We start from the raw sequence: 22604 nt of genomic DNA, 5'->3' as shown, positions 1-22604 counted from the left end.
AACAACTGGATCCTTGATTTGCGTGGCACATTCTCCACTGGACCTAACTACTCTTTTCCCGTTTGAGCTGGATGCGTTTCAGAAAGATGCGATCGCATCTCTAAACGAGAACCACTCGGTCGTTGTCTCAGCCCCCACGGGCGCAGGCAAAACGGTGATCGGTGAGTACGCCATCCATCGGGCCTTAAGTCTGGGGAAACGGGTCTTTTATACCACGCCCCTCAAGGCGCTCTCAAATCAGAAGCTGCACGAGTTTCGTCAGCAATTTGGCCCGCAGAAGGTGGGGTTATTGACAGGCGATCGCTCCGTTAATCGAGACGCCCCAATATTGGTGATGACCACTGAGATCTTCCGAAACATTCTCTACGGCACGCTGTTGGGGGATGTGGACGAGGTACTGGAGGATGTGTCAGCAGTGGTGCTGGATGAGTGCCACTACATGAACGACCGTCAACGAGGCACGGTTTGGGAAGAGTCAATTATCTACTGTCCGCCCCAGATTCAGATTATTGCCCTATCGGCGACGGTGGCGAATGCGGGACAGCTCACGGACTGGATTAGCTGGGTGCATGGCCCCACAGATCTGGTGGATTCCGATTGGCGACCCGTACCCCTTAACTTCCATTTCGCTGGAAATAAAGGCCTCTGCCGTCTGCTCAATGAGCAAAAGACGAAGATGCATCCGCAGCTTAAGTCACAAATGGCGAAGCCCAGTAATAAGAATCGCGGTCGCGGTCGTCATCGCGGTAAGCGTCCACCTCGGCCCAATGTGCCCAGCCTCCCCAGCATTGTGGAACAGATGCGCCAGCGGGACATGCTGCCTGCCATTTATTTCATCTTCAGTCGGCGGGGCTGCGATAAAGCGGTCCAAGAGGCCAGCGGTTTGAGTCTCGTCAATGATGCAGAAGCCTCAGAACTGAAGCGTCAGGTGGATGCCTTCCGGCAGCAGAACCCTGATGTCGGGCAACTGGAACAGTTTGACGCCCTCTATCGCGGTATTGCCGCCCACCATGCCGGTCTGCTCCCAGCTTGGAAAGGATTAGTGGAAGAGCTATTCCAGCAGGGATTAATCAAGGTGGTCTTTGCCACTGAAACGCTTGCTGCAGGGATCAACATGCCTGCGCGGACGACGGTGATTTCTACACTATCGAAACGCACAGACGACGGCCATCGCCTGCTGACGGCCTCTGAATTTTTGCAGATGTCAGGGCGAGCCGGACGGCGAGGGATGGATGATAGCGGTCACGTCGTCACGGTGCAAACTCGTTTTGAAGGGGCGAAGGAAGCATCCTACCTGGCGACTGTAGGAGCTGATCCGCTGGTAAGCCAGTTTACCCCTAGCTACGGGATGGTGCTGAATCTGCTGCAGACGCACAGCCTTGATGAAGCTAAGGCTCTGATTGAGAAAAGCTTCGGGCAGTATTTGGGGATGCTACAGCTCAATCCGCAGAAAGATGCGATCGCATCTGTAGAGCAAGAACTGACCAGCCTTCAAGCCAAGCTAGCCGATATCGACCTAGCAGAACTCAACAGCTATCAAAAGCTGCGGCAGCGCGTTAAAGAAGAGCGGCGCTTATTGAAAATTTTGCAGCAGCAGGCCCAAGAAAACCGCGCTCAAGAGCTAGCCCTGATTATGGCTCATGCGCCTATCGGAACTGTGGTGGGTGTCCAAACATCAGAACAAGACAGCCCCGTTTCAGCCATCTTGGTCCGCCAGTTGCCTAGTTCCGGTCAGCTTCCGTACTTTATTTCTTTAACTCAGAAGAACCGCTGGCAGGTGATTTCCCATAAAGAGGTTGCTAGCTTAGAAGGCCATCTTTCGCTAGAGGCTGAGCTGGAAGCATTGACACCTCCCGCAACGTTGCAGCCGAAAGTAGGACAGTCTGCCAATGGGGATGAATCGAGTGTTGCTATTGCCAAGCAAATCCCGGCGGGAGAATGGCAGGTGGCTCCTGAAGTCCATGACCAGAGCAAGCGATTGGAGGCAGTACAGCAGAAGATAGAGGGGCATCCGGCCCATGCTTCGCGTAAGAGTCACCATTCAATTTTGCGGTGGCAGCGACGGGTGAAGAGCTTGGAAGCACAGTTAGAAGATCGTCAAACTAAATTCCATCGACGATCGCACCACCACTGGGATGAGTTTATGGGCCTGGTCAAGGTGCTGCGCCACTTCAACGGTCTGCAGGATGTGACACCGACGCCTTTGGGAGAGATGGCCTCTGGGCTACGGGGCGAGAATGAGCTGTGGCTAGGGCTGGTTTTTAGCTCCGGCGTTTTTGACAGTTTGGCTCCGCATCAGTTGGCGGCGGCCTGTACGGCACTGGTTTACGACAACAATCGCACCGATACCTGGACTCACTTTTCTCCTTCAGCAGAAGTGCAGGAGGCGTTGGCTGAGCTGCGTCCGATTCAGCGGCAGTTGCTTAAGGAGCAGTATCGTCAGGATGTTATGAGTCCTATTGGGTTGGAGACGGAGCTGATTGGCATTGTGGAGCAGTGGGCGTTGGGAATGGACTGGCTGGAGCTGTGTACCCACACGAGTTTAGATGAGGGCGATATTGTGCGGATGCTGCGGCGAACGTTGGATATTTTGTCTCAGATTCCTCATGCGCCGCATACATCTGGGGAGTTGCGGCAGAATGCGAAGCGGGCACAGCAGCTGATGGATCGGTTCCCGATTAGTGAGGTGAATGAAATCTTACTTGAGCTGGAGCCTGAGCCTGACGGAGATTTAGCTACGGATCCTCCTACGAACACAACTCAGTAGATGGACGATGCTCAGCAAGGCTAGAACTGGAATTGAGTGTTTAGATGAGGAATAAGTTCATTGGGGAATTATGCAGAACATGTCCGTATAAGATCTCTAAAACAGGATAATGTGTGAAAGACTTTTCGCAGAAATAGGCTGATCGGTATGATATGCAGCATATAATCCGTATAGCAAGCTGATGGGTATGTTTGTCAGAATTAATTCCGCACAATAAGTGATTAAACCTGCTTAAGTTATAAACGACGCAACACTAAACAATGAATTATGGAAGCAGTTATTGTTGCACTAATTGGTGCATTCGCTACTATTGCTGCGGCTTTCATATCGAGAGAGTCTTCAAAAGGTGGACAAAAGCAGCAAGAAATAGATGAAAAGCAGAGGCAGGAACGCAGCGAGAACCTTCAAGGCTCTGGAGATAGAGCGCGCCTTACTAAAAAATATTTGTGGTGGACTCTTTGTTTAGGCGGAATTCCTTTATTTATTTTTGCTATGAGCGTTGTTAACGATCCATCAAGATCCGTCGTACCTACTTCAGAATTAGAAGAGATGATTCTTGAAAAATATGATAAGAAAACTTTATATCAACATCAAATAGGGGAGGTTGTAGCTTGTTTCTGTATTGAAGACAAATGCGAGGGTAACTTAGACAAAGGAGATTTCTTGATTGATCATGGGATCCGTACAATTCCGAATTGGTCGCCAAGTCCAGGGTATCGCTGTGAATAGCATAGTGAGTGTTTTGACTTGGTGTTTTTGTTTTGCCTAACTTACACTGCACTGGATGCTCAGTATTGAGCATACTAGATCTGCTTTGATTTCTAGGACTCTTTCGCGCCAGTGAGTTGGACCGTTAGAAGACAACCCAATTAGCATCACGCAACATGATTCATAGGTAGCAAAAATAATTCGGGTAAGCAATCTCCGCTATTTGATTACCAACATGTAAGCGTTAATCACTTACTTTACTTTTTACTCTAAGCGATCACCTTTAAAAATTCAGTTAGTAGAGTACAAAATTACTTACAGTTATAAATCTAAACCTCGACCTCAAAATGAGAATGTCAAGGCAGCCTGCAAATTGGTTGTTGACTCATAGAGCTACAGGAGCGCGCTCTACCCACTTGATCTTGAAACCATTGCCTTAAGGGATGACAAGGCACCTGTCCCCTATTGCTGCTGGTAGCTCTAGTGTTCAAGGCACAAAAGAAAATAGGGCGGTCAAGACGACTACCCCATCACAAAAATGTTGCCTAAATTTTACCAGCAAGTGTTGAGATCCTTTAGGGATGACAACGAGCCTATAAAGCTTGTTGTCATCCCTAAAGAACCATTGCATATATTCAGGTTATTTATCAGGCTTGAATTCTACGTGCCAACGAGGGATGTATTGTTCTGGGAGTATACTAACACCTTCAATTTGGTGAAGAAAAAAACTTTTGATAGTTGCGCCACTTGTTCTATCAAAGCCATAGAAATATTCAGCGCCATAACCCCTCTGCGTTATTTTGTACCTAAACGAGTAAGGTTCTATGTTTCTCTCGCGCCCCTTATATTGCATCCGAATTGATTTTCGAACTTTTCCAGCCTCAATAATCGCTTCTCGAACACCTGAGCGAACATTGTAATTATGTGGGGATACATTAGCCTGCGAGAAACCAGCAGCTTCAAGAATCTCCGGTTTGAATAAGGCATTGATGAAATCCTTAAAAAGCGAGATGGCGTTTCCTGCTGCAATTATTGATGACTGAGGACTGATAACAGTTTTCAACCAACTGTTCTCAATGCCTTCAAATTTTGGTCCATATAGCATTTCTTCTTGTCCGGCCAGCGGTATATCTTTGAATATAGTTTTCTGAAAGAATGCGGACAGAATATTAATGTTGCTGATAGGAACAGCTTCGCTCTGCACAATCTTTACTACATCAAATAAGTCACGAGATCGAGTCCTTTGTATCCAACTTCTTAACTTTTCTGCAAGGACTTCCTCAAGGGAGTACGTCCGAATAAGAACTTTACAAGCATCAATGTCAGAGTAATTGTGCAGGATAGAGTGATTCTGTAGGGGTAGTACAATTTTCTCGAATTGAGAAATGTCAAACTTGATCCGCATGCTGACGCTTGCATCGCCTGCAAAGCCTCGAAAGTAAACTCGACCATCTAATGCCGTACAATCCTTGTCAGGTGTCTGCTTAGTTTTGACGAGAGTATTATCGAAATCGAAGTCTATTCCACAAGCACGATGTATGTTTTCACAAATTGTATTGAGCCTTTGGTGAAACACCTGCTTAGTATCTAGTCGAAATGCAGTGAAATCCAAGTCATCAGAAAATCGAGTGTCAGGAAAATATACTTTGCGTAAGCAGTTACCGCCCTTAAGTACTAAATTTTTTGATAGTACGGGATCATTGTAAATTCCCCACAGTAGCCAGCCCATCACATAATCTTTTTCGACACGAGGCAATGTAACGCCCTGTTTAATTGCTAAATCTTTAACTTCAGTTTCCGTGATCACTTACTTCTCTTGATTATTCTGAACCTGATTAGAAGTGTAGCCTATGTGAAAGCCCTTGAAATCGAACAGAACTGCTTGGCTATTAAAACTCAGAAGAATTCTAGGCTGGACATTTTCTACCACTCCATCGCTCCACTTTTGGAGGTCAACTACTCGCTTTTACTTTGTGCGATCGCATTCAAAGACTCAATCAGTGGAATATACGATATTTCATCGGAGTAGACTGACTTGCGATCTCTCTTTACAACGGACAGGACACAAAGATGTTTACCGCTTCGGCATCAGCCGCTCGCTTTTGCCTCGGTCGTCGGAACCAAAGCTCTAGCACTCAAGATTTCATCAGGTCGCAATGGTTGGATCGCTGATTCTGGCACCGTAAGTACAGAGATTGACTCTCCCACAGCATTGAAAACTTCCAACACGCAACCCAACTCCCCGCCCTGAAGATGGGGAACGTAATCCAGCAAATAAGCAACATCACCCGTCTTAAGTCCTTCCTCTGGGATATCTCGGCTCAGTGTGATCCGCTGATAAAGGTCAAGAGACATTGGGACGCTCCTTTCGAGGCTTAAGGGTGACAAACTGGACCTGTCCATCTGCACGCTGTAACCAAATGGTAACAACTCCAATCACTTGGCGATTGGGACCTTTCAGAATCCCTTCCACTTGATAGTAACTGCCGTACTGATTACTTTTCTGTAAGGTTGCGACTGTCTGTTGCGTAAGTTGTCTGATTGCTGAGATCAAAGCCTCGGGATTTGCAAGCGTGAACCCAGCCTGTGCAAGAAATTGTGACTTGTCATCTTGCTCCTTCAGGACCAGCAGATAGTCCGTAAGCTTAGGCAACGGTATTAGAGCATCATCAGGAATGTTCACACAAATACAGACCCTTGCACTGGTGATAACTCCACTAAGATTATCGGTTCTGGAGACAACTGGTCATGCTCATGATCAAATCGGCAGAAGCTGTAGATTAAGAATTGCTCACGACTCAATCGCCCTCTGCGGATATTGATAATTTTCTGATTTACTGTGTGCGATCGCCTCAAAGACTCAATCAGTGGCACATACGATATTTCATCGGAATAGACTGACTTAAGATTGCTTTCAAACCGGAAGATAGCTAGGTGGAGTGATCAGTGCATAGCAAGCCTTCGAGAAGCTATCTGTGAGCAGGAAAGCCCAACGCATCGCTAGAGTGGGCTTGCTATGCGTTATGGCGGTTCTTAAATTTAGTGTGTCTCTGCTCAACTGAGCCATTGGGCAGCTTCTAAGCCTTCTAGCACAATATACTTAGAGAGCTATCGGTAAAGGCCAGCATCATGAAGTTACCGAATGGTAATCGTGCTGTAATTCCAATGGAGAAGCTGAAGGGCTACTGTCTGAATTCTGAACATCCTTCCGGGAAGCATAAGGCAAGGGTTTTCGCCTCCGTATTAGGTATCACATCCAAAAATGCGGAGGATTTGCGAGAATTAATTGTAAGGACGGCTCTCGAAGAAGAAGTGATCCAGCAAGCGAACACAGATTTTGGTCAATTGTATAAAGTTGATTGGTCAGTTCCCAATCACCATCAAGTTATCCTGCGTACACTTTGGGAAATCAGCTTAGAGAATCCCTACCCACGTCTAGTTTCCGCATTCATCAAGTAGAGAAAATGGTAGCACTAGGTATTCTAGATACGATCGCAAACCTCCATCCGATTCCAGTGGATCGGCTAACCCTTATAGAGCCAGATTATCAGTCTATTGAGAGCTTACCCAGTGGACAGGTAGGAACTATCGTAGAAGTTTATGAGGGGACCATGCCTCGTTACCTAGTGGAGTTCACAGATTTACAGGGTCGTGAGTATGCAATGGCTGTACTGCAAACCGAGGAAGTTATAGCACTCCATTACGAGTTAAGTGTAATGAGCTAATCACGGAGAAAGTTGTATGGGGGAGGCAGAGAGCCTTGCCCGCCACTCCATCGCTCTATCCTTGGAGGTTGGCTACTCGTTTGGGTGATTATATTCAAAGACTTAATCAGTGGCACATACGATGTTGCTGCAGAGTAGACTGACTTGCGATTTCTCTGAATAGTAGCCCTGTAAACCTCATACTGCTCAGACCGTATCACCCCATTGCTATATTGGAGCCACGCCTTATCTAATAGGTCTCTAAATTTATAGATATGAGTCAAGAAATCTACAAAATTGGCGCATTCTGGGACTCAGACGCTCAGGTCTGGACCGCCACTAGCGAGGACGTTCCTGGACTTGCGACTGAAGCTGACTCTCAAGAGGCTTTACTCCATAAGCTAAAGACTATTGTGCCTGAGCTACTGCAGTTGAATCATCTGCTGCCAAGCGATCACACAGGTGCCATCAAGATTGAGCTAATTAGCCATCGGCAAGAACTGATTCAACTTACTGTGTAAATGCCCAAATTGTTCACCCCTGCACTGAAAAAGAAGCTGAAAGCAGCAGAGTGCTCTTTCGAGCGCAGCGGAAAAGGCGATCATGAAATCTGCTATAGCCTAATCACCCAGCACCGCTTTGTCGTTGATCAGTCCATTAAGTCTCGCCACACAGCCAATGCGGTACTGAAACAAGCCGGATTGCCAAAAGCATTTTAGTCATCGCTTCAGGATAGACACTTCTCACCCTTCCGCTGTTCTCCTGTGAACACTGACAACTGGCTTCTCTCTTTTAGGCAATTACCTCTGAGGACTTAATCAGTGGCACGTACAATACTTCATTGGAGTAGACTGCCTTGCGATCTGGTGCTCCTGCTAAAATACAAAAGCTCCTCTACACTTAAAGCAACCCTCCCTCATAACACAGGTAGAACAGATCAAAGCTGAAACCGAGGCGCTTTCTCAGGAAGACTTTGTTCGAATCAGAGAGTGGTTTGCCCAGAAAGATTGGATATGCTGGGATCGGCAACTTGAAGCTGATATCGCTAGCGGTAAGCTAGATTTTTTATTGGAAGAGGCCATGGCAGCCAAGGCCTAGGGAACACACGACAGGATCTGTAAGTGCCTCGAACCACACCTCAGTTTTGGGAACGCTTTAATGCCTTGCCTGAGACTGTTCATCATCTTGCCTGCAAGAGTTACGACACTTCACTAAAGATATCGATAAAGACGATTGGCTATACTCGAAGTCAAGCCTACAAAGCCTTAATAAGTACTTGACCAATCGAAATCACAGCAACGTGGGTAAATTTCATTGCCAATATGTTCTCAATAAACGGCTAAGCCAGCATATGAAAATCAAAGCCATCATTCATCCCGCAGAAGAAGGAGGCTATTGGGCAGAGGTACCCGCTCTCTCTGGCTGCATAACGGAAGGGGACTCAATGGAAGAAGTAAAAGCTAACCTTGCGGACGCGATTGAAGGCTGGCTCAGCGTTGCCAACAGTCATGATGCAGTTGAACCCACAGACCAAATTGTTGAAATCGCTGTATAAAGTCTATCTCTGGCAAGCGGTTGTGCAAGATCGTAGAACAGAGAGGATGGTTGTTGCGCAAAGTGACGGGTAGCCATCACATCTATGAGAACCTTGACGTAGAGAAGATTCTGTCGATTCCTGTTCACCGTAACCAAGATCTCAAAACTGGCACTCTGAAGGCATTGATGAAAATTGCTCAGCTATCTGAGGATGATTTAGCCTGATTCAAAGAAATGCAGCAAAACCTCACTACTGCTACTGTACGCAAGAATAATGAAATACGCTGTATATCTGTTTTGCGATGGCGATTGCTTTAGCTCAATTGAGCGACGACTTGATTCTCCATTAGAGTGTCTTGGGTTAATAGATCTTCGACGCTGAGCCGCAGTGACCGTTGCTCATCAACCAGGAAGGAGACTTTGATGCGATCGCAACCCGGATACCCCGGCGGCTTAAGCTCCGCAATGCTTCTTGCCCCCTCCCGATCATTAAGCGTCTGCACCTGCTGCTGCTCAGAAAGCTGTCGGGTGACCAAACGGTCGCCATCGAAATAGACCTCCGTGCCGCCCATTGCATCGCCCAGCTCCCCAATAATCAGCTCAATGCTGGGCTGTACTTCCATTGAAGCCCCAAGCGAGATCTCAATCGGCTCATTCATGGGGTACGGTAAGCCCGCCGGAATGATCGGATGCCAGTTATGGCAGTTGTTTTGCCGGTCCCAGTAGCGGATGCCGTAGCTGTGGTAGAGGAAGTCTTTGACCTCTAGCCCTTGTGTGACCTGCAGTGCGCCGGTTGCGATCGCATCAAAGGGCCGACTGCTGCAAATCTTGCCCTCATCAAAATATTGCTTTACCCAGGTCTGCACCGCTGGGATCAAACTCGTGCCGCCCACGAGCAGCACCGCATCAATATCCTCGACCGTGAGACCCTGACGGCGGGCCTGCTGCAAAACCTGCTCCATACTGGTATCAAGTCGGTCAAAAAACTGATGTTCCCTGAGGATTTCTTCAAATTGCGAACGGTCTAAGGTCAGCTCGTAGCTATCAAAGGTCTCTTCATTGAAATAAACCTCCGTGGCTTTGGGCTGGAGTGAAAGCTGAATTTTGAGACGTTCCGCTAGCCTTTGGGTTAGAGGCGTGACGGGTAGCTGCTGACTCTTTGCAAAGTGATCCATCAGCCAATTGTCAAGATCGGTGCCGCCTAAATTCTGTCCCGCCTTCGCTAATACCCGCGCTGTCTTCGGACGCTGGTTTGAAGTTTCCGCTAAATTTTTCTCGCCCCACTTGAGAATAAAGCCTAGCGGCTGGGTCTTTGATTGACTCTCAGTGCCAAGCTGCACCAATGATAGATCCAGCGTTCCCCCGCCAAAATCCACCACCAAGAGCGTTTCTTGATCGGCCTTGCCATAGCCCAACGCCGCAGCAGTAGGTTCATCCAGCATTCGCACCTGCTCGACGCCCAAATCTTGGCAAACGCCCCCTAACCAGTGCCGGTAGGTCTCAAAGCTATCCACCGGGACTGTCAGCACCAAAGAGTCACCGGCATCAGGATTGTTTGTCTTGAGCTGCTGCATTAAGTTGACTAAAAACCAGCGGCCCACTTGCTCAAAGCTGACGGTTTGGCCGTCTAGCTCCGGCAAGAAACCCTGGATATCAGAGCCAATCCCCCGCTTAAAGGTGCGAAAGAAGCGCGGATCAGCCTGGATATCGAGACCGCGATCGCAAACCTGCTGCCCAATCAAAACCTGTTCCTGTGCGGCCTGTTCAACATAGACCAAACTGGGAATCAGGTCGGGATTCTGGGCCACTCGATGACTGATGCCCCTGAGGCTAACCACCTCCGGCTTTTCCGTGGCCGGATTCCAGCGGGTAATTACGGTGTTACTGGTGCCAAAATCAATCGCGTAGCTCATGAAAGTGAAGTAACGGAGTGGACAAAGCCCATAGTATCCTTCTGATTGAACTGTGGCTCTGAAATCATCTTAAAATGCGTATTGTCCTCCAGCGAGTGAAATCTTCCAGCGTGGCAGTGGCCGGAGCGGTGATCGGTCAGATCAGTCAAGGCTTAACTCTTTTAGTGGGCATTGCCCCCAGCGATACAGAAACAGAACTCGACTGGATGGCTCGCAAATGTCTTGAACTGAGAGTCTTTCCAGACGAAGGCGGCAAGCTCTCTCACTCTGTGCAGGATATTGAAGGTGAGCTGCTCGTGATTAGCCAATTTACGCTCTACGGCGACTGTCGCAAAGGTCGGCGTCCTTCCTTTGATCGCGCAGCACCAGGAGCGCTGGCGCAGCAGCGATACGATCAATTTATCGCCAAGCTGAACCAAAGTGGCTTGAAAATCGAAACGGGTCAGTTTGGAGCGATGATGAATGTCCAGATTGAAAACGATGGCCCAGTGACGCTGATCCTTGAGCGCGAGGCACCCGATTAAGTAAAATCTCAGCCTCTTCTGGCGTCATTCTTAAAGTTAGAGCGTTACGATTGACCGGGGTGAATATTGCCAAAGAGCAGGCAAAATCCCTTTAAGTCAGGATGAGGTGCGACAAAGAATAATGGCGATACGACTTTTAGCAGGTGATATTGGGGGTACTAAAACGATCCTGCGCCTCAATCAGGTCGAAGGCGACACGACCCAAACCCTTGCCGAATCGACCTACCCCAGCGCTGACTTTGACCATCTCAACCCGATGATTGAGACGTTTTTAGCCACCGTGGATGGAGAAAGACCTCAGGTCGCTTGTCTTGCGATCGCAGGTCCAGTTCTCAACGACACCTGCCAGCTGACCAACCTTTCTTGGCAGCTTAATGGTCGCCAGATGGAAAAAGCACTGGAGATTCCCCGCATCCATCTGATGAACGACTTTGCCGCGATCGGATACGGCATTTTAGCGCTCAAAGACGACGATCTAAAGACGCTTCAAGATCAGCCCATCCAAGCACAGTCCAATATCGCAGTCCTTGGTGCAGGCACGGGGCTGGGAGAGGCTCTACTCGTTTGGCAACAGGAAAACTATCAGGTGCTCGCCATTGAAGGTGGCCACACTGACTTTCCTGCTCGCAATGAGTTAGAGATCGGCTTGCTGCAGTATCTCCAAGGGAAACACGGACGTATTTCCGTCGAACGCGTGGTCTCCGGCCAAGGTATCTATGCCATTTATGAGTACTTAAGAGATACTCATTTCGCCCCAGAATCAGCCGCCGTCAAAATCGCAATGGAATCCCAAGACCCCACTGCGGTGGTGGGACAATATGGTTTGAAAAATTCCGATCCTCTCTGTACTAAGGCCGTAGAAATCTTCGTTTCAGCCTATGGCGCCGAAGCCGGTAACCTCGCCCTTAAGAGCTTGCCTTTCGGTGGACTTTACATTGCTGGGGGGGTCGCGCCTAAACTTTTGCCAAAGCTACAGGACGGGCTTTTCCTTGACAGCTTTTTAGACAAAGGCCGGATGGAAAAGCTGCTTAAAACAATCCGCGTTTCCGTCATTCTGAATCCGAAAGTAGGTCTCATGGGGGCCGCTCTGTTTGCAGAGCGATTAATGAAGACGGCGTGAGCTTCTCCCGCCCTATTGCCACAGTGACAGACAAGTTGTGTAGGCCGCCAAGCAAAATGAACCCGTCCACAATGTGTAAAGCTATGTAACATAGTCTGTGTACACAACTGCTCTACTGCTATGAAGCCACTTCGTTCTTTTTTTACTCTCTTGCTATCGTTGGGTTTACTGATGGGGTCAGGACTGACGGCACCTGTTTTAGCGATGGGTGGAGAGTTGCCGCCTGTGAATCAGCCTGCTCCTGAGTTTACGCTGCCGACCAATAGCGGTGACGGAGAGGTTTCATTGTCCGATTATTTAGGGCAATGGGTGGTCGTCTATTTCTATCCCAAAGACTTTACCTCTGGCTGCACAATTGAAGCCCAGCGCTTCCAGCAGGACTTACCGAAATACCAAGATAAAAACGCACAGATCATCGGCATTAGCGTTGACTCGGTTGATAGCCATGCAGAGTTTTGTGATTCTGAAGGGCTGAAGTTTCCTCTATTAGCTGACGAAGAGGGCTCTGCCAGTAAAGCTTACGGGTCATGGATGAACTTTTTCTCCATGCGCCACTCCTTTATCGTTGATCCAGAGGGTACCTTGCGTGAAACCTACGTGAAGGTCAGACCCTCGGTGCATAGCAAAGAGATATTAGCGCGCTTAGATGAGCTGCAGGCCACCAGTTAGAGGCTAGAGTTTCCCGTAGCTAATGTCTGGAAAACTTACCCTGGAGACTGCAGTATCGGACAAATAACATCGTCTGAGATTTCTTCCAGACTAGGGGATTCAGAGGTTAAAGATATCAGCTCTGTCCGCAAAGTTTGGAGTTGGGCAATGCGCTGATCGATCTCAGTAATCTTTATCTGCAGCTGCTGTCGAACTTCTGCACAGGGCAGCTCTCCTTGATCATGAATGTTTAGAATATGCCCGATCTCTTCGAGACTGAACCCGAGGCTTTGGGTTCGTTTGATGAAGGCGAGCCGGTCGGCGACCTCAGGGTAAAAGAGGCGAAACCCGCCCTCAGTTCGCTGATCTGCCTGAATGAGTCCCAGCGCTTCGTAGTAGCGAATAGTTTTGATGGGGACTTGACTGACCCTGTGCAGCTCGCCGATTCGAAGCAGAGTGATATTCTCAGAAGTCATAACTCAAGTTGCAGGAGTAGGTGTCTTACACCATAGCTGGTGAATTGGGAGAGCGATTGACCGCAGCCTAGAGAGCGACGACAAGCAAGAGGTTGTCAGTGAGCCAGAAAAGAAGCCCCGGTGAAGAAACAATTATTCGCCCAGAACGGATATCAGATGTTGATGCGATCTGGTCTGTGAACCAGCAGACCTTTGAAACAGAAGCTGAGGCCAATCTCGTCAATGCCCTCAGAAAGAGTGCTTCTCCCTACCTCTCCTTTGTGGCAGAGCGGGGCAGCACCGTTATCGGGCATCTTCTGTTGACCCCAGTAGATTTGGTCGGAGAGTGTTCTAAACGAAAGCTCATGGGATTGGCTCCGATGGCCGTTCTGCCTGCAGCACAACGCCAAGGTATCGGCTCTCAACTTATCAAAGCAGGCATTACCGCCTGCCGCAGGCTTGAATACGATGCGATTGTTGTATTGGGGTATCCCAGCTACTACCCGAGATTTGGCTTTGTGCCCGCGAGTCTCTTCGACATTCATTCCAGCTACGAAGTGCCTGATGATGCTTTTATGATCTTGGCGCTAAGCCCTAGCTGCCTCAGTGACGTTCATGGCATCATCCAATATCACGAAGCGTTCCGTGATCTATAAATTCGTGCTTGGCCTGCACAAAAGCACGAATCTAGTAATAGGCAAGCCAAGACGAGTAAGCGATGGGTAAAGCGTCAGCTCTCACCTGGCTCTGAGACCTTTGGCTCAGGAATGGTGCCTAGGCGATGGAGGGGCCAAAAGCGAAAGACAGCCCGTCCCACTAACTCATCATCAGCAACAACTCCCCAACAGCGGCCATCATAGCTATTGTGGCGGTTGTCTCCCAGAACCAAGTAGCTGTTCTCTGGAATGGTTTGGGGGTTTTGCAGAAAGGCAGGAGCGGAGCCACTCGGACCGCCACCGCAGGTATCGACGAGGGTGTCATCGCCGTTGGCAACGTAGAGTTCTTTCAAGGGCTGACCGTTGAGCAGCACGGTCCCGTCTTGGATCTCAATCTTATCGCCAGCAACCCCAACAATGCGCTTGATAAAGGCATCATCAAATCCTTGGTCTTTCAGGGCTTGGGTGGGGTTGAAAACCACAATATCGCCGCGTACTGGCTTACGGAAATCGTAGCTCACTTTATCAATAATCAGGCGATCGTTGATTTGCAATGTCGGCTCCATCGAACCGGAGGGAATATAACGAGCCTCTGCAACAAAGGTGCGAATGCCAAAGGCCAAAAATAGGCTTAAACCGATGGTTTTAATCGCTTCTAGCCACCAAGACTCCTCTGTGTCGTTTATTTCTTGCGTTTTGGAGGAATTCGGCTGCTGGTGACTATTTTTAGACATTAATACTGTTTAATACCATCTATTGAACTAGGTTTCCCAGTAAGTTGATTTATAGCACAATCCCCGAGGCTGAGGAGAAGGTGCTGACTCGCTTCAGTGGACGTTCGTGCTGGGATAAAAGACATGAAGTGCAGGCAATTTTAGAGAGAGGAAAATCGATTGAGCGGCCAGTATCGGAGCATGGCCCGTCCGACTAATTCCTGGCTCGAAACCAGGCCCCAGCAGCGACCATCGTGGCTGTTGTGCCGGTTGTCTCCTAAGACAAGGTAGCTGTTGGCCGGAATGGCGCGAGGCTGATCTAAGAAGGCGGTTGCCGGAATTGTCTTGCCACTGTGACAGAGATCCGTGAAAGTTTGGTCACCGTTCGCGACATAGCCTTCCTGTAGCTGGGTGCCGTTAATGAATACGGCCCCTTCTTTAATCTCGATTCGATCTCCGGGGAGGCCAACGATGCGTTTCACAAAGGTGTCGCTATAGCCTTGCTCACGCAGCGCCGCAGTGGGCTTGAAAACAATAATGTCTCCGCGGACGGGCTGACGCAGCCGAAAGGTGACTTTATCAACAATGAGGCGATCGTTGATGGCGATGGTCGGCTTCATAGACCCCGTGGGAACGTAGCGTGCTTCAGCGACAAAGGTGCGAATGCCGAAGGCAAGAAAAAGGCTCAAGGCAATGGTCTTGAAAAGATCTAGCCACCAGGATTCATCGATGGCTGTCTCTGGAGTGGCTGAACTTAAAGGGGGACGCTGAGGTTGCTGAGCCATAGGTGAAATACGACACGCCGATAGGAGATGTAAGTAACCCCGAAACGGAGTACGATCAGTGACGAGCCTAGCCAATGCTAGGTTCCATTGCTTTCATAGGAATCCCATTCAAATGTCTGACAACCGCCGCAGTCAAGCTGTCACTCAGGGCGTGCAGCGCGCACCTAACCGGGCCATGTTGAGAGCCACAGGGTTCGGCGACCAAGATTTTAAGAAGCCAATTGTGGGGCTAGCTAACGGCTACAGCACGATTACGCCCTGCAATATGGGGCTGAATCAGCTCGCTCAAAGGGCAGAGTCGGGCCTGAAAACAGCAGGCTCTATGCCGCAGATGTTCGGCACCATCACCATTAGCGATGGGATTTCGATGGGTACCGAGGGGATGAAGTATTCTTTGGTCTCTCGGGACGTGATTGCAGACTCGATTGAAACGGCCTGTATGGGCCAAAGTATGGATGGCGTGCTGGCAATTGGCGGATGCGATAAGAATATGCCAGGGGCAATGATTGCGATCGCACGTATGAACATTCCGGCCATCTTTGTATACGGCGGCACCATCAAGCCTGGACATCTCGATGGCAAAGACCTGACGGTGGTGAGTGCCTTTGAGGCGGTGGGTGAACACAGCGCCGGTCGCATTGACGATGCCGAACTGATGGCGGTGGAGAAAAATGCCTGTCCTGGAGCGGGTTCCTGCGGCGGCATGTTCACGGCCAATACGATGTCTTCAGCTTTTGAGGCGATGGGCATGAGCCTGATGTATTCCTCGACAATGGCAGCAGAGGATGCGGAAAAGGCCGATAGCGCTGAGAAATCTAGCGCTGTTTTGGTGGAGGCAATTAAAAAGCAAATTCTACCCCGCCAAATTTTGACTCGGGAAGCGTTTGAAAATGCGATCGCAACCATTATGGCCATCGGCGGCTCTACAAATGCTGTACTGCACTTACTTGCGATCGCAAGCACTGCTGGCGTTCCCTTAACGCTGGACGACTTTGAAACCATCCGCGCCAAAGTTCCCGTCATTTGCGACCTGAAGCCCTCAGGACGCTATGTAGCAACGGATTTACATAAAGCAGGCGGCATCCCACAGGTCATGAAAATGCTGCTGGCCCACGGGCTGCTGCACGGCGACGCCCTCACCATCACAGGGCAAACTGTTGCCGAGGTCTTAGCCGACATTCCTGAAACGCCCTCCCCCGACCAAGACGTGATCCGCACCTGGGATCAGCCTCTGTATGCTCAAGGGCATCTCGCCATTCTTAAAGGGAATTTGGCGACCGAAGGGGCAGTGGCTAAAATCACAGGCGTCAAGATGCCCAAGATCACCGGGCCAGCGCGGGTCTTTGAATCAGAAGAATCCTGTCTTGACGCCATTCTAGACGGCAAGATTCAAGCCGGTGACGTGATTGTGATTCGCTACGAAGGCCCCAAAGGCGGGCCGGGGATGCGTGAAATGCTGGCTCCCACCTCTGCCATCATTGGTGCGGGCCTCGGAGACTCCGTGGGCTTAATTACCGATGGCCGCTTCTCTGGCGGTTCCTATGGTCGTGTGGTGGGGCATGTGGCCCCTGAAGCGGCGGTGGGCGGCACCATTGCGCTGGTGCATGAAGGCGACTCCATCACCATTGATGCTCAAGAGCGGAAGCTAGATTTAAATCTATCTGAAGCCGAGCTAGCCGCGCGCCGCGCGGCCTGGACGCCGCCTCTGCCTCGCTACACCCGAGGGATGCTGGCGAAGTACGCCAAGCTGGTGTCGTCCAGTAGTCTTGGGGCCGTCACCGATCTCGGCCTGGGATAGCAGAATCGCCAATCAAAATTTTATGATGCCCTCTGAATTCGTTAGGCGAGCTGAAGGTCGATTTGTGGTCGCATCTGTGGCGACCACCTCGGGATGATCGCATCTCTCTGCCTTCTGTCTATACTGAGCAGCGTAGCTTACTCAAATTTATGCAGAGCGAGAACTTTTTGGTCATGATTGCGGTCCAAGAATGAACATGCCTGCGTAGAGCATTGATGGGTTATTCCATTGCGTGAATGCCTGGATTTTTATTTACGTAAAGGATATTCACCCCTATTGACAGTCCCCTCTGATAGCGCTATAAGGGAATCCAGGTTTTTGTCTGGTGCACCTCCTTTGCGAACGGGGTTCGGCTCGGGGTTTTAATTACTTTTCTTGTGTGTGTTGAGGAATGCTGTTGTGAAACGAAACCGCTGTTTGTCAATGATTGGGGCGAGTATACTGGCGCTGGGACTTGCTCCTAATGCTGGCATTGCTCAACGAGAACCTAATCAGATTGCTGCTAGCAGTCAAACCATCTGGCGCAATGGTTCCTTCCCCGTCGAAAATTTTCAGAGATATTCTTCCGCTTTTGGGTATCGTCGGTCTGCCACTGGAGGCTACTCGCGTGAATTCCACAGCGGCCTAGATTTTGCTGCACCTAAGGGAAGCTACATTCGGAGCTGGTGGTCTGGCCGCGTGAAGAAAGTGACTAGCGTTGGAGCCTGCGGTACCGCCGTTTGGATTCAGTCTGGAGACTGGACTCACGTTTACTGTCATTTACAGGGCTTTGCGACAGCCAGCGGTGGGCGGCGCATCATTGATCGCGGCAGTGGTGTAGAAATTCGAGAAGGACAAACGATTAAGGCTGGTCAGAGACTAGGACGCGTGGGTCTAACAGGCCGCACCACTGGTGCGCATCTCCATTGGACCTTGAAGTACAAAGGTAAATTTGTCGATCCGGCGGTTGTTCTAAGAGCTATGCATACAGCCCAAAGCGGCAATCGGATCTTCTCTCAATAGTAAGAAGACAGTCATAGCTCCTAAAAGACCTGCCCAGCAGTAGCTCTAAAATTGGATGCGTCTCCAACTAAGCTGCGATCCTCTGTAGCTCTATGTGTATGCTCATCGAGCTTGAATAGAAGGCCGGGTTAGTTGCATAGGCCAACCAGGGTTACGTGTCATCTTTATTGTGGATTCTGCTGGGTTTGTGACTCCGGTTCAATGTCTTTTTATTTATCTACCTGTTGAGTAAGCCGCAAGATTTGCTTGTTTAGGAGCCTGCGATTTTCATGAAGCTTTGCAGGTAGAGCAGAATTGTATGAACACAGTTCATCAATGACATCAGCCAAGCATTTTTTTGCCACAATGTCGTTAGAGCAAAGAGTTGCTTCGATGTCACGATCGTATGCTTGTCGTAATGACTTCTGCTTGCGTTCGTCGTTCCTACATGCACGACAATTCTTTGCATATGAGTCAACGTAGAACCCAAGCTCCTCGTACCATCGTTTTTGATCGGCGATAGTGAAGCAAAACATCTTCTTACAGCGCGAACATTTGGAAGTCGCATCGACATACCAATATCGTGGACAAACCGAGTAATTCTGCCTCGACACATCTGCCCGCACGGCAGAACTATGATCAAGATGCATATGGTCCCAAAAGAAATACTGGGGCATGTTTTGCGAATTGGCTTTACCGAAATAGTCCATGCGTACCTCTTGAGACGATGACGTTTCAACTATTAAGGGCACGAGACAAAATGGGAATATGCCCCTATAGCTCTTGATGCGAGCTTCCTTTGCATTGCGTGGCTAGACCGCGGCCTATAAGTAGCAGAAGTTTGTAAGTTATTGGTAAAAGTCCTTTCAAATCAGATCTTTTGACTCTATAAGCATCCTCAGATCTTCTACTACTTCTTCAATAATCTCTTTACTTGACCGATAGTTCTCGAACAGGTGTGAATATCCAGCTGAAACTATAGTGTCAACGGCTATTCTTAACCCCTGTTCTCCATTTCAAAGAGACAAAGATATAGCTGCTTTCACGCAAAATCAGATATTCTGCACCCTGCTCTTTTTTGTGTGCAGCCAAGTTCCTTTGCCTTGTGGAGGGTCAGAGAGATCGCGTATAGTCCAATGGTCCTGTAACCCCATCCTAATCTTGAGTACTGTGACCTGGCAGCGAGAGTGGTTCTCTAATACAAAGGCCGATATTCTGGCTGGAACGGTGGTGGCTTTAGCGTTGATTCCTGAAGCGATCGCATTCTCCATTATTGCCGGGGTTGATCCTAAAGTTGGCCTCTATGCCTCTTTTTGTATTGCGGTGGTGAGCGCCTTCGTTGGCGGACGTCCTGGCTTAATCTCGGCGGCAACGGGAGCCATGGCGCTGCTGATGGTTGATCTGGTTAAAGAGCATGGCCTGGAATACCTGCTGGCGACGACAATTTTGACCGGGGTGCTGCAAATTATCTTTGGTCTGCTGAAGCTGGGACGGCAGATGAAGTATATTCCGCGAGCCGTGATGATCGGATTCGTGAATGCCCTCGCCATTTTGATCTTTATGGCGCAGATTCCCGAGCTAACCAATGTGCCGCTCATTGCCTACGGGATGGTTGCGATCGCACTTGCAATTATCTACCTGCTACCGCGTCTGACAACGATCCTTCCCTCTCCTTTGGTTGCCATTGTTTCTCTAACTGCCGTCTCTATTGCCATGGGGCTAGATGTTCCCATTGTTGGCGATAAGGGTGAGTTGCCCACAACGCTGCCGCTGTTTGCTCTGCCTCAGATTCCGCTCACCTTCGAGACGCTGCAGATTCTATTCAGCTATGCCCTGCCGCTAGCTGTTGTCGGGCTGCTGGAATCTCTGCTCACGGCGTCTTTGCTAGATGAGCTAACCGATACCCCCAGCGATAAGAACCGAGAAGCGAAGGGACAAGGGATCGCCAATATTGTCGCGGGTTTCTTCGGCGGCATGGCGGGCTGCGCCATGATTGGACAGTCGGTAATTAACATCCAGTCGGGGGGGCGTCAGCGCCTATCAACCTTTTGGGCTGGTGTCTTTCTGCTGTTTTTGATTGTGGTTCTGGGGCCGTGGGTGCAGCAGATTCCGATGGCCTCTTTGGTGGCCGTGATGATTATGGTGTCCATCGGTACCTTTAACTGGGGATCGATCAAGAATATCAAGCGCGTCCCCCGTAGTGAGACCGTCGTCATGGTGACAACCGTGGTGATCACTATCTGGACCCATAATTTAGCAATTGGCGTCGTGACGGGCGTTGCCCTCAGCACGATCTTTTTCTCCCGTAAGATTGCCCAACTGGTGTTTGTCGATCCAGTGCTGACGGCGGATGGAGAGCACCGTATCTATAACGTTGCGGGTCAAATCTTTTTTGTTTCAGTGGATGAGTTTTTCGCTGCCTTCAATTTTGAAGAGGATCTAGCGTCCGTCAAGATCGATCTCACCCACGCTCATCTATGGGATCAGTCCGCTGTGGCGGCGGTTGATAAGGTGGTGCTTAAGTTTCGCCGTAACGGTATAGACGTGAACTTAGTGGGCCTCAATGAAGCCAGTCAAACCCTGCTAAAAGATCTGGCTGAGCATGATAAACCCGGTGCGATGGACAAGCTCGCTAGCCATTAAAGGTAAAGGATTAGAACCGTTATGAAGCATATTTTGCTCTGTACCGATGGGTCAGAGTTCTCAGATAGTTCCTATCGCTATGCGGCTTGGTTTGCCCCTCGTCTAGAGGCCGAGATTGAAGTGCTGAACGTCAGCGATGTGAGATCGCAAAAAATGGCAAATCAAAACCTGAGCGGCGCGATTGGTATTAATGCTTCCCAGGAGCTACTCAACAAGTTTGTTGAATTAGAGTACGAGCGCTCCAAAATTAAGCAACAGAAATCACAGCTCATTCTCGAAAATGCCGAGGCATCACTGGCGGAGCTAGGAATTCCTGAGGTTACCCTGACCCATCAAACCGGCTACTTTGTCGATAGCCTGCACGAGTGCGAACAACACTCAGACCTGCTGATTTTAGGTCAACGGGGTGAGGGAGCCGGCTTCAATTCAGAGCATCTGGGGTCGAAGATAGAGCGGGTGATTCGCTCGATCAATACGCCCTGCCTGGTGACGCCGCAAAACTATCGGCCGATTCGCCGCCTTGTCTTAGCCTACGATGGCGGTCAGAGCTGCCAAAACGCACTTCAGTTTTTGGTGAATTCTTCAGCGTTTAACGACCTTGAACTTCACATCGTGATTGCGGCTAAACAGGCTGACGACCCGCAAGCCAAGGCCCACCTGCAGGAAGCAGAAGCCCAAGCGCGTTCCGGTAGCTTTACGCCCATCGCTCGTATCTTAGTGGGCCACCCCGAACAGGAAATTATGAGCTACATCGAGCAGCAGCAAATGGACCTGCTGATTATGGGAGCCTACGGCCATAGCCGAATCCGCAGTTTGATTATCGGCAGCACAACGGCTTACCTGCTGCGCGAGAGCGATATTCCAGTGCTGTTATTTCGGCATTAGACATCTGTTTCTGTATATCCCAGCCCTGAAAGTAGGCGCTCTACCTTAGCTCGATGGGCGGTTTCCCAATCCTCTAGCGATTGAGACGCCTCCTTATCGGTGCGAGCCTTGGCAATTTGTAGGGCCGATGCCTGTTGGGCTTGTGGAATGACAACAATCCCTTCTTCGTCGGCCACCACAATATCGCCGCATTCAACCTGAACGCCTCCGCATTGGATTGTTTGCTTGAGCGTGCCTAAGGTTTGCTTGCGTCCTGGAATAGGAATGACGCCCCTGGCAAAGACTGGGAAGCCGCAGTCCCGAACTTCAGCGAGATCGCGCACCACGCCGTCAACGACAAAGCCAGCGATACCTCGTTTCTGGGCAATGGCGCAAACATTGCCGCCGGACATCGCATAGTTAACGTCTCCGGCTTCGACCACGATGATGGCACCGGGTTCAGCTCGGTAAATGGTTGCATGGAGCATCAAGTTGTCGCCGGGAGGGCAGTACACCGTATAGGCGGGTCCAGCAATTCTCGGGATTCGGGGCCAAAGTTCTCGAATTCCGATATCCATAAACTGCTCACGACCGAGGGCATCGGCATAGGCCGTGGGGGATAGATCTCGAAATGATGTGTAGTCAGACATTGAGGGAGCATCCCACTTTAGCTAATGTATTGCACGGCCCTCACCTTAAAGCCCTCGCCCAGAATTGGGCGAGGGACTTTGAGTGCTGTTATCTCGCTTGGGGGATGAAGGCCAAGTGCAACAGTTAGATGCTCCCGGC

25 protein-coding genes are annotated in these 22604 nt (G+C 49.7%); 16 read left to right on the top strand and 9 right to left on the bottom strand.

The window, feature by feature from the left end:
• Nucleotides 1-22: 22 nt before the first annotated feature.
• Both C1752_RS01420 and C1752_RS01415 read left to right on the top strand, forming a co-directional pair.
• Nucleotides 23-2767 (top strand): DEAD/DEAH box helicase, encoded by a 2745-nt coding sequence (locus tag C1752_RS01420; RefSeq protein ID WP_199464245.1) that lies wholly within the window; start codon nt 23-25, stop codon nt 2765-2767.
• A 267-nt stretch (nt 2768-3034) separates the two neighbouring features.
• A complete protein-coding gene (locus C1752_RS01415; RefSeq protein ID WP_110984257.1) occupies nt 3035-3496 on the top strand; it encodes a hypothetical protein in 462 nt (153 codons plus the stop codon).
• Between the two features lie 619 nt (nt 3497-4115).
• Here the strand turns inward: C1752_RS01415 and C1752_RS01410 are convergent.
• From C1752_RS01410 to C1752_RS01400, 3 genes are all read right to left on the bottom strand, one after another.
• The gene (locus C1752_RS01410; protein WP_110984256.1) at nt 4116-5282 is read right to left on the bottom strand and encodes a nucleotidyl transferase AbiEii/AbiGii toxin family protein; all 1167 of its coding nucleotides are present in this window, start codon (nt 5280-5282) and stop codon (nt 4116-4118) included.
• A 281-nt stretch (nt 5283-5563) separates the two neighbouring features.
• Nucleotides 5564-5830 (bottom strand): DUF4926 domain-containing protein, encoded by a 267-nt coding sequence (locus tag C1752_RS01405; RefSeq protein ID WP_110984255.1) that lies wholly within the window; start codon nt 5828-5830, stop codon nt 5564-5566.
• A complete protein-coding gene (locus C1752_RS01400) occupies nt 5820-6158 on the bottom strand; it encodes a DUF6883 domain-containing protein (RefSeq protein WP_110984254.1) in 339 nt (112 codons plus the stop codon). Before C1752_RS01400 ends, C1752_RS01405 begins: the two co-directional genes overlap by 11 nt.
• Nucleotides 6159-6604: 446 nt before the next feature.
• On the opposite strand from C1752_RS01400, the gene C1752_RS01395 reads away from it, so the two are divergent.
• The 6 genes from C1752_RS01395 (at nt 6605) to C1752_RS01365 (ending at nt 8940) form a co-directional block, all read left to right on the top strand.
• The gene (locus tag C1752_RS01395; protein WP_110984253.1) at nt 6605-6934 is read left to right on the top strand and encodes a DUF6883 domain-containing protein; all 330 of its coding nucleotides are present in this window, start codon (nt 6605-6607) and stop codon (nt 6932-6934) included.
• Between the two features lie 5 nt (nt 6935-6939).
• Nucleotides 6940-7200, top strand: coding sequence for a DUF4926 domain-containing protein (locus tag C1752_RS01390; RefSeq protein ID WP_110984252.1), 261 nt, complete (start codon nt 6940-6942; stop codon nt 7198-7200).
• 254 nt (nt 7201-7454) lie between these two features.
• Nucleotides 7455-7700 (top strand): DUF1902 domain-containing protein, encoded by a 246-nt coding sequence (locus tag C1752_RS01385; protein ID WP_110984251.1) that lies wholly within the window; start codon nt 7455-7457, stop codon nt 7698-7700.
• Nucleotides 7701-7898: a type II toxin-antitoxin system HicA family toxin gene (locus tag C1752_RS01380; RefSeq protein WP_110984250.1), complete on the top strand. Its 198-nt coding sequence runs from the start codon at nt 7701-7703 to the stop codon at nt 7896-7898.
• A 632-nt stretch (nt 7899-8530) separates the two neighbouring features.
• Nucleotides 8531-8734: a type II toxin-antitoxin system HicB family antitoxin gene (locus C1752_RS01370; protein WP_110984249.1), complete on the top strand. Its 204-nt coding sequence runs from the start codon at nt 8531-8533 to the stop codon at nt 8732-8734.
• Complete coding sequence (locus C1752_RS01365) at nt 8731-8940, top strand: type II toxin-antitoxin system HicA family toxin (protein ID WP_110984248.1); 210 nt, start codon at nt 8731-8733, stop codon at nt 8938-8940. Before C1752_RS01370 ends, C1752_RS01365 begins: the two co-directional genes overlap by 4 nt.
• A gap of 89 nt (nt 8941-9029) precedes the next feature.
• On the opposite strand, the gene C1752_RS01360 is transcribed toward C1752_RS01365, so the two are convergent.
• Nucleotides 9030-10628, bottom strand: coding sequence for an Hsp70 family protein (locus C1752_RS01360; protein ID WP_110984247.1), 1599 nt, complete (start codon nt 10626-10628; stop codon nt 9030-9032).
• A gap of 74 nt (nt 10629-10702) precedes the next feature.
• Between C1752_RS01360 and dtd the strand changes: the two genes are divergently transcribed.
• The 3 genes from dtd to C1752_RS01345 all read left to right on the top strand — a co-directional run bounded on the left by dtd (nt 10703) and on the right by C1752_RS01345 (nt 12941).
• A complete protein-coding gene (dtd, locus tag C1752_RS01355; protein ID WP_110984246.1) occupies nt 10703-11152 on the top strand; it encodes a D-aminoacyl-tRNA deacylase in 450 nt (149 codons plus the stop codon).
• A gap of 121 nt (nt 11153-11273) precedes the next feature.
• A complete protein-coding gene (locus C1752_RS01350) occupies nt 11274-12272 on the top strand; it encodes a glucokinase (protein WP_110984245.1) in 999 nt (332 codons plus the stop codon).
• Between the two features lie 120 nt (nt 12273-12392).
• Entirely contained in the window at nt 12393-12941 is a 549-nt protein-coding gene (locus C1752_RS01345) for a peroxiredoxin (protein ID WP_110984244.1), read from the top strand.
• 35 nt (nt 12942-12976) lie between these two features.
• Here C1752_RS01345 and C1752_RS01340 read toward each other — a convergent pair whose 3' ends face one another.
• Nucleotides 12977-13396 (bottom strand): heavy metal-responsive transcriptional regulator, encoded by a 420-nt coding sequence (locus C1752_RS01340; RefSeq protein WP_110984243.1) that lies wholly within the window; start codon nt 13394-13396, stop codon nt 12977-12979.
• 98 nt (nt 13397-13494) lie between these two features.
• On the opposite strand from C1752_RS01340, the gene C1752_RS01335 reads away from it, so the two are divergent.
• The gene (locus tag C1752_RS01335; protein ID WP_199464244.1) at nt 13495-14031 is read left to right on the top strand and encodes a GNAT family N-acetyltransferase; all 537 of its coding nucleotides are present in this window, start codon (nt 13495-13497) and stop codon (nt 14029-14031) included.
• A gap of 74 nt (nt 14032-14105) precedes the next feature.
• On the opposite strand, the gene lepB (C1752_RS01330) is transcribed toward C1752_RS01335, so the two are convergent.
• Both lepB (C1752_RS01330) and lepB (C1752_RS01325) read right to left on the bottom strand, forming a co-directional pair.
• Nucleotides 14106-14765, bottom strand: coding sequence for a signal peptidase I (gene lepB / locus C1752_RS01330; RefSeq protein ID WP_110984242.1), 660 nt, complete (start codon nt 14763-14765; stop codon nt 14106-14108).
• A gap of 140 nt (nt 14766-14905) precedes the next feature.
• Nucleotides 14906-15529 (bottom strand): signal peptidase I, encoded by a 624-nt coding sequence (lepB, locus tag C1752_RS01325; protein WP_110984241.1) that lies wholly within the window; start codon nt 15527-15529, stop codon nt 14906-14908.
• A 112-nt stretch (nt 15530-15641) separates the two neighbouring features.
• Between lepB (C1752_RS01325) and ilvD the strand changes: the two genes are divergently transcribed.
• Both ilvD and C1752_RS01315 read left to right on the top strand, forming a co-directional pair.
• Nucleotides 15642-17327: a dihydroxy-acid dehydratase gene (gene ilvD / locus C1752_RS01320; protein WP_110984240.1), complete on the top strand. Its 1686-nt coding sequence runs from the start codon at nt 15642-15644 to the stop codon at nt 17325-17327.
• A 399-nt stretch (nt 17328-17726) separates the two neighbouring features.
• Entirely contained in the window at nt 17727-18329 is a 603-nt protein-coding gene (locus C1752_RS01315) for a M23 family metallopeptidase (RefSeq protein ID WP_110984239.1), read from the top strand.
• Nucleotides 18330-18538: 209 nt separating this feature from the next.
• Here C1752_RS01315 and C1752_RS30435 read toward each other — a convergent pair whose 3' ends face one another.
• Nucleotides 18539-18958 carry a zinc-ribbon domain containing protein gene (locus C1752_RS30435; RefSeq protein ID WP_353962720.1) on the bottom strand — a complete coding sequence of 140 codons (420 nt, stop codon included), beginning with the start codon at nt 18956-18958 and terminating at the stop codon, nt 18539-18541.
• Nucleotides 18959-19469: 511 nt separating this feature from the next.
• Here C1752_RS30435 and C1752_RS01305 point away from each other — a divergent pair.
• Together C1752_RS01305 and C1752_RS01300 are read left to right on the top strand one after the other, a co-directional pair.
• On the top strand, nt 19470-20951 hold the full coding sequence (locus C1752_RS01305) for a SulP family inorganic anion transporter (RefSeq protein ID WP_110984237.1): 1482 nt from the start codon (nt 19470-19472) through the stop codon (nt 20949-20951).
• 21 nt (nt 20952-20972) lie between these two features.
• The gene (locus C1752_RS01300; protein ID WP_110984236.1) at nt 20973-21836 is read left to right on the top strand and encodes a universal stress protein; all 864 of its coding nucleotides are present in this window, start codon (nt 20973-20975) and stop codon (nt 21834-21836) included.
• Here the strand turns inward: C1752_RS01300 and C1752_RS01295 are convergent.
• Complete coding sequence (locus C1752_RS01295) at nt 21833-22465, bottom strand: RraA family protein (RefSeq protein ID WP_110984235.1); 633 nt, start codon at nt 22463-22465, stop codon at nt 21833-21835. The genes C1752_RS01300 and C1752_RS01295 overlap by 4 nt on opposite strands.
• Nucleotides 22466-22604: the final 139 nt, after the last annotated feature.

Origin of the sequence: Acaryochloris thomasi RCC1774 (assembly GCF_003231495.1) — a bacterium.
GTDB lineage: Bacteria > Cyanobacteriota > Cyanobacteriia > Thermosynechococcales > Thermosynechococcaceae > RCC1774.
This window is presented reverse-complemented; position numbering and strand designations above follow the sequence as displayed.

Bases quoted from the DNA above. Each gene is read 5' to 3' on its own strand.
- C1752_RS01415 (WP_110984257.1), top strand. From the start codon at position 3,035: ATGGAAGCAGTTATTGTTGCACTAATTGGTGCATTCGCTACTATTGCT.
- C1752_RS01405 (WP_110984255.1), bottom strand. From the start codon at position 5,830: ATGTCTCTTGACCTTTATCAGCGGATCACACTGAGCCGAGATATCCCA.
- C1752_RS01395 (WP_110984253.1), top strand. From the start codon at position 6,605: ATGAAGTTACCGAATGGTAATCGTGCTGTAATTCCAATGGAGAAGCTG.
- C1752_RS01390 (WP_110984252.1), top strand. From the start codon at position 6,940: ATGGTAGCACTAGGTATTCTAGATACGATCGCAAACCTCCATCCGATT.
- C1752_RS01385 (WP_110984251.1), top strand. From the start codon at position 7,455: ATGAGTCAAGAAATCTACAAAATTGGCGCATTCTGGGACTCAGACGCT.
- C1752_RS01380 (WP_110984250.1), top strand. From the start codon at position 7,701: ATGCCCAAATTGTTCACCCCTGCACTGAAAAAGAAGCTGAAAGCAGCA.
- C1752_RS01370 (WP_110984249.1), top strand. From the start codon at position 8,531: ATGAAAATCAAAGCCATCATTCATCCCGCAGAAGAAGGAGGCTATTGG.
- C1752_RS01360 (WP_110984247.1), bottom strand. From the start codon at position 10,628: ATGAGCTACGCGATTGATTTTGGCACCAGTAACACCGTAATTACCCGC.
- dtd (WP_110984246.1), top strand. From the start codon at position 10,703: ATGCGTATTGTCCTCCAGCGAGTGAAATCTTCCAGCGTGGCAGTGGCC.
- C1752_RS01350 (WP_110984245.1), top strand. From the start codon at position 11,274: ATGGCGATACGACTTTTAGCAGGTGATATTGGGGGTACTAAAACGATC.
- C1752_RS01345 (WP_110984244.1), top strand. From the start codon at position 12,393: ATGAAGCCACTTCGTTCTTTTTTTACTCTCTTGCTATCGTTGGGTTTA.
- C1752_RS01340 (WP_110984243.1), bottom strand. From the start codon at position 13,396: ATGACTTCTGAGAATATCACTCTGCTTCGAATCGGCGAGCTGCACAGG.
- lepB (WP_110984242.1), bottom strand. From the start codon at position 14,765: ATGTCTAAAAATAGTCACCAGCAGCCGAATTCCTCCAAAACGCAAGAA.
- lepB (WP_110984241.1), bottom strand. From the start codon at position 15,529: ATGGCTCAGCAACCTCAGCGTCCCCCTTTAAGTTCAGCCACTCCAGAG.
- ilvD (WP_110984240.1), top strand. From the start codon at position 15,642: ATGTCTGACAACCGCCGCAGTCAAGCTGTCACTCAGGGCGTGCAGCGC.
- C1752_RS30435 (WP_353962720.1), bottom strand. From the start codon at position 18,958: ATGCATCTTGATCATAGTTCTGCCGTGCGGGCAGATGTGTCGAGGCAG.
- C1752_RS01300 (WP_110984236.1), top strand. From the start codon at position 20,973: ATGAAGCATATTTTGCTCTGTACCGATGGGTCAGAGTTCTCAGATAGT.
- C1752_RS01295 (WP_110984235.1), bottom strand. From the start codon at position 22,465: ATGTCTGACTACACATCATTTCGAGATCTATCCCCCACGGCCTATGCC.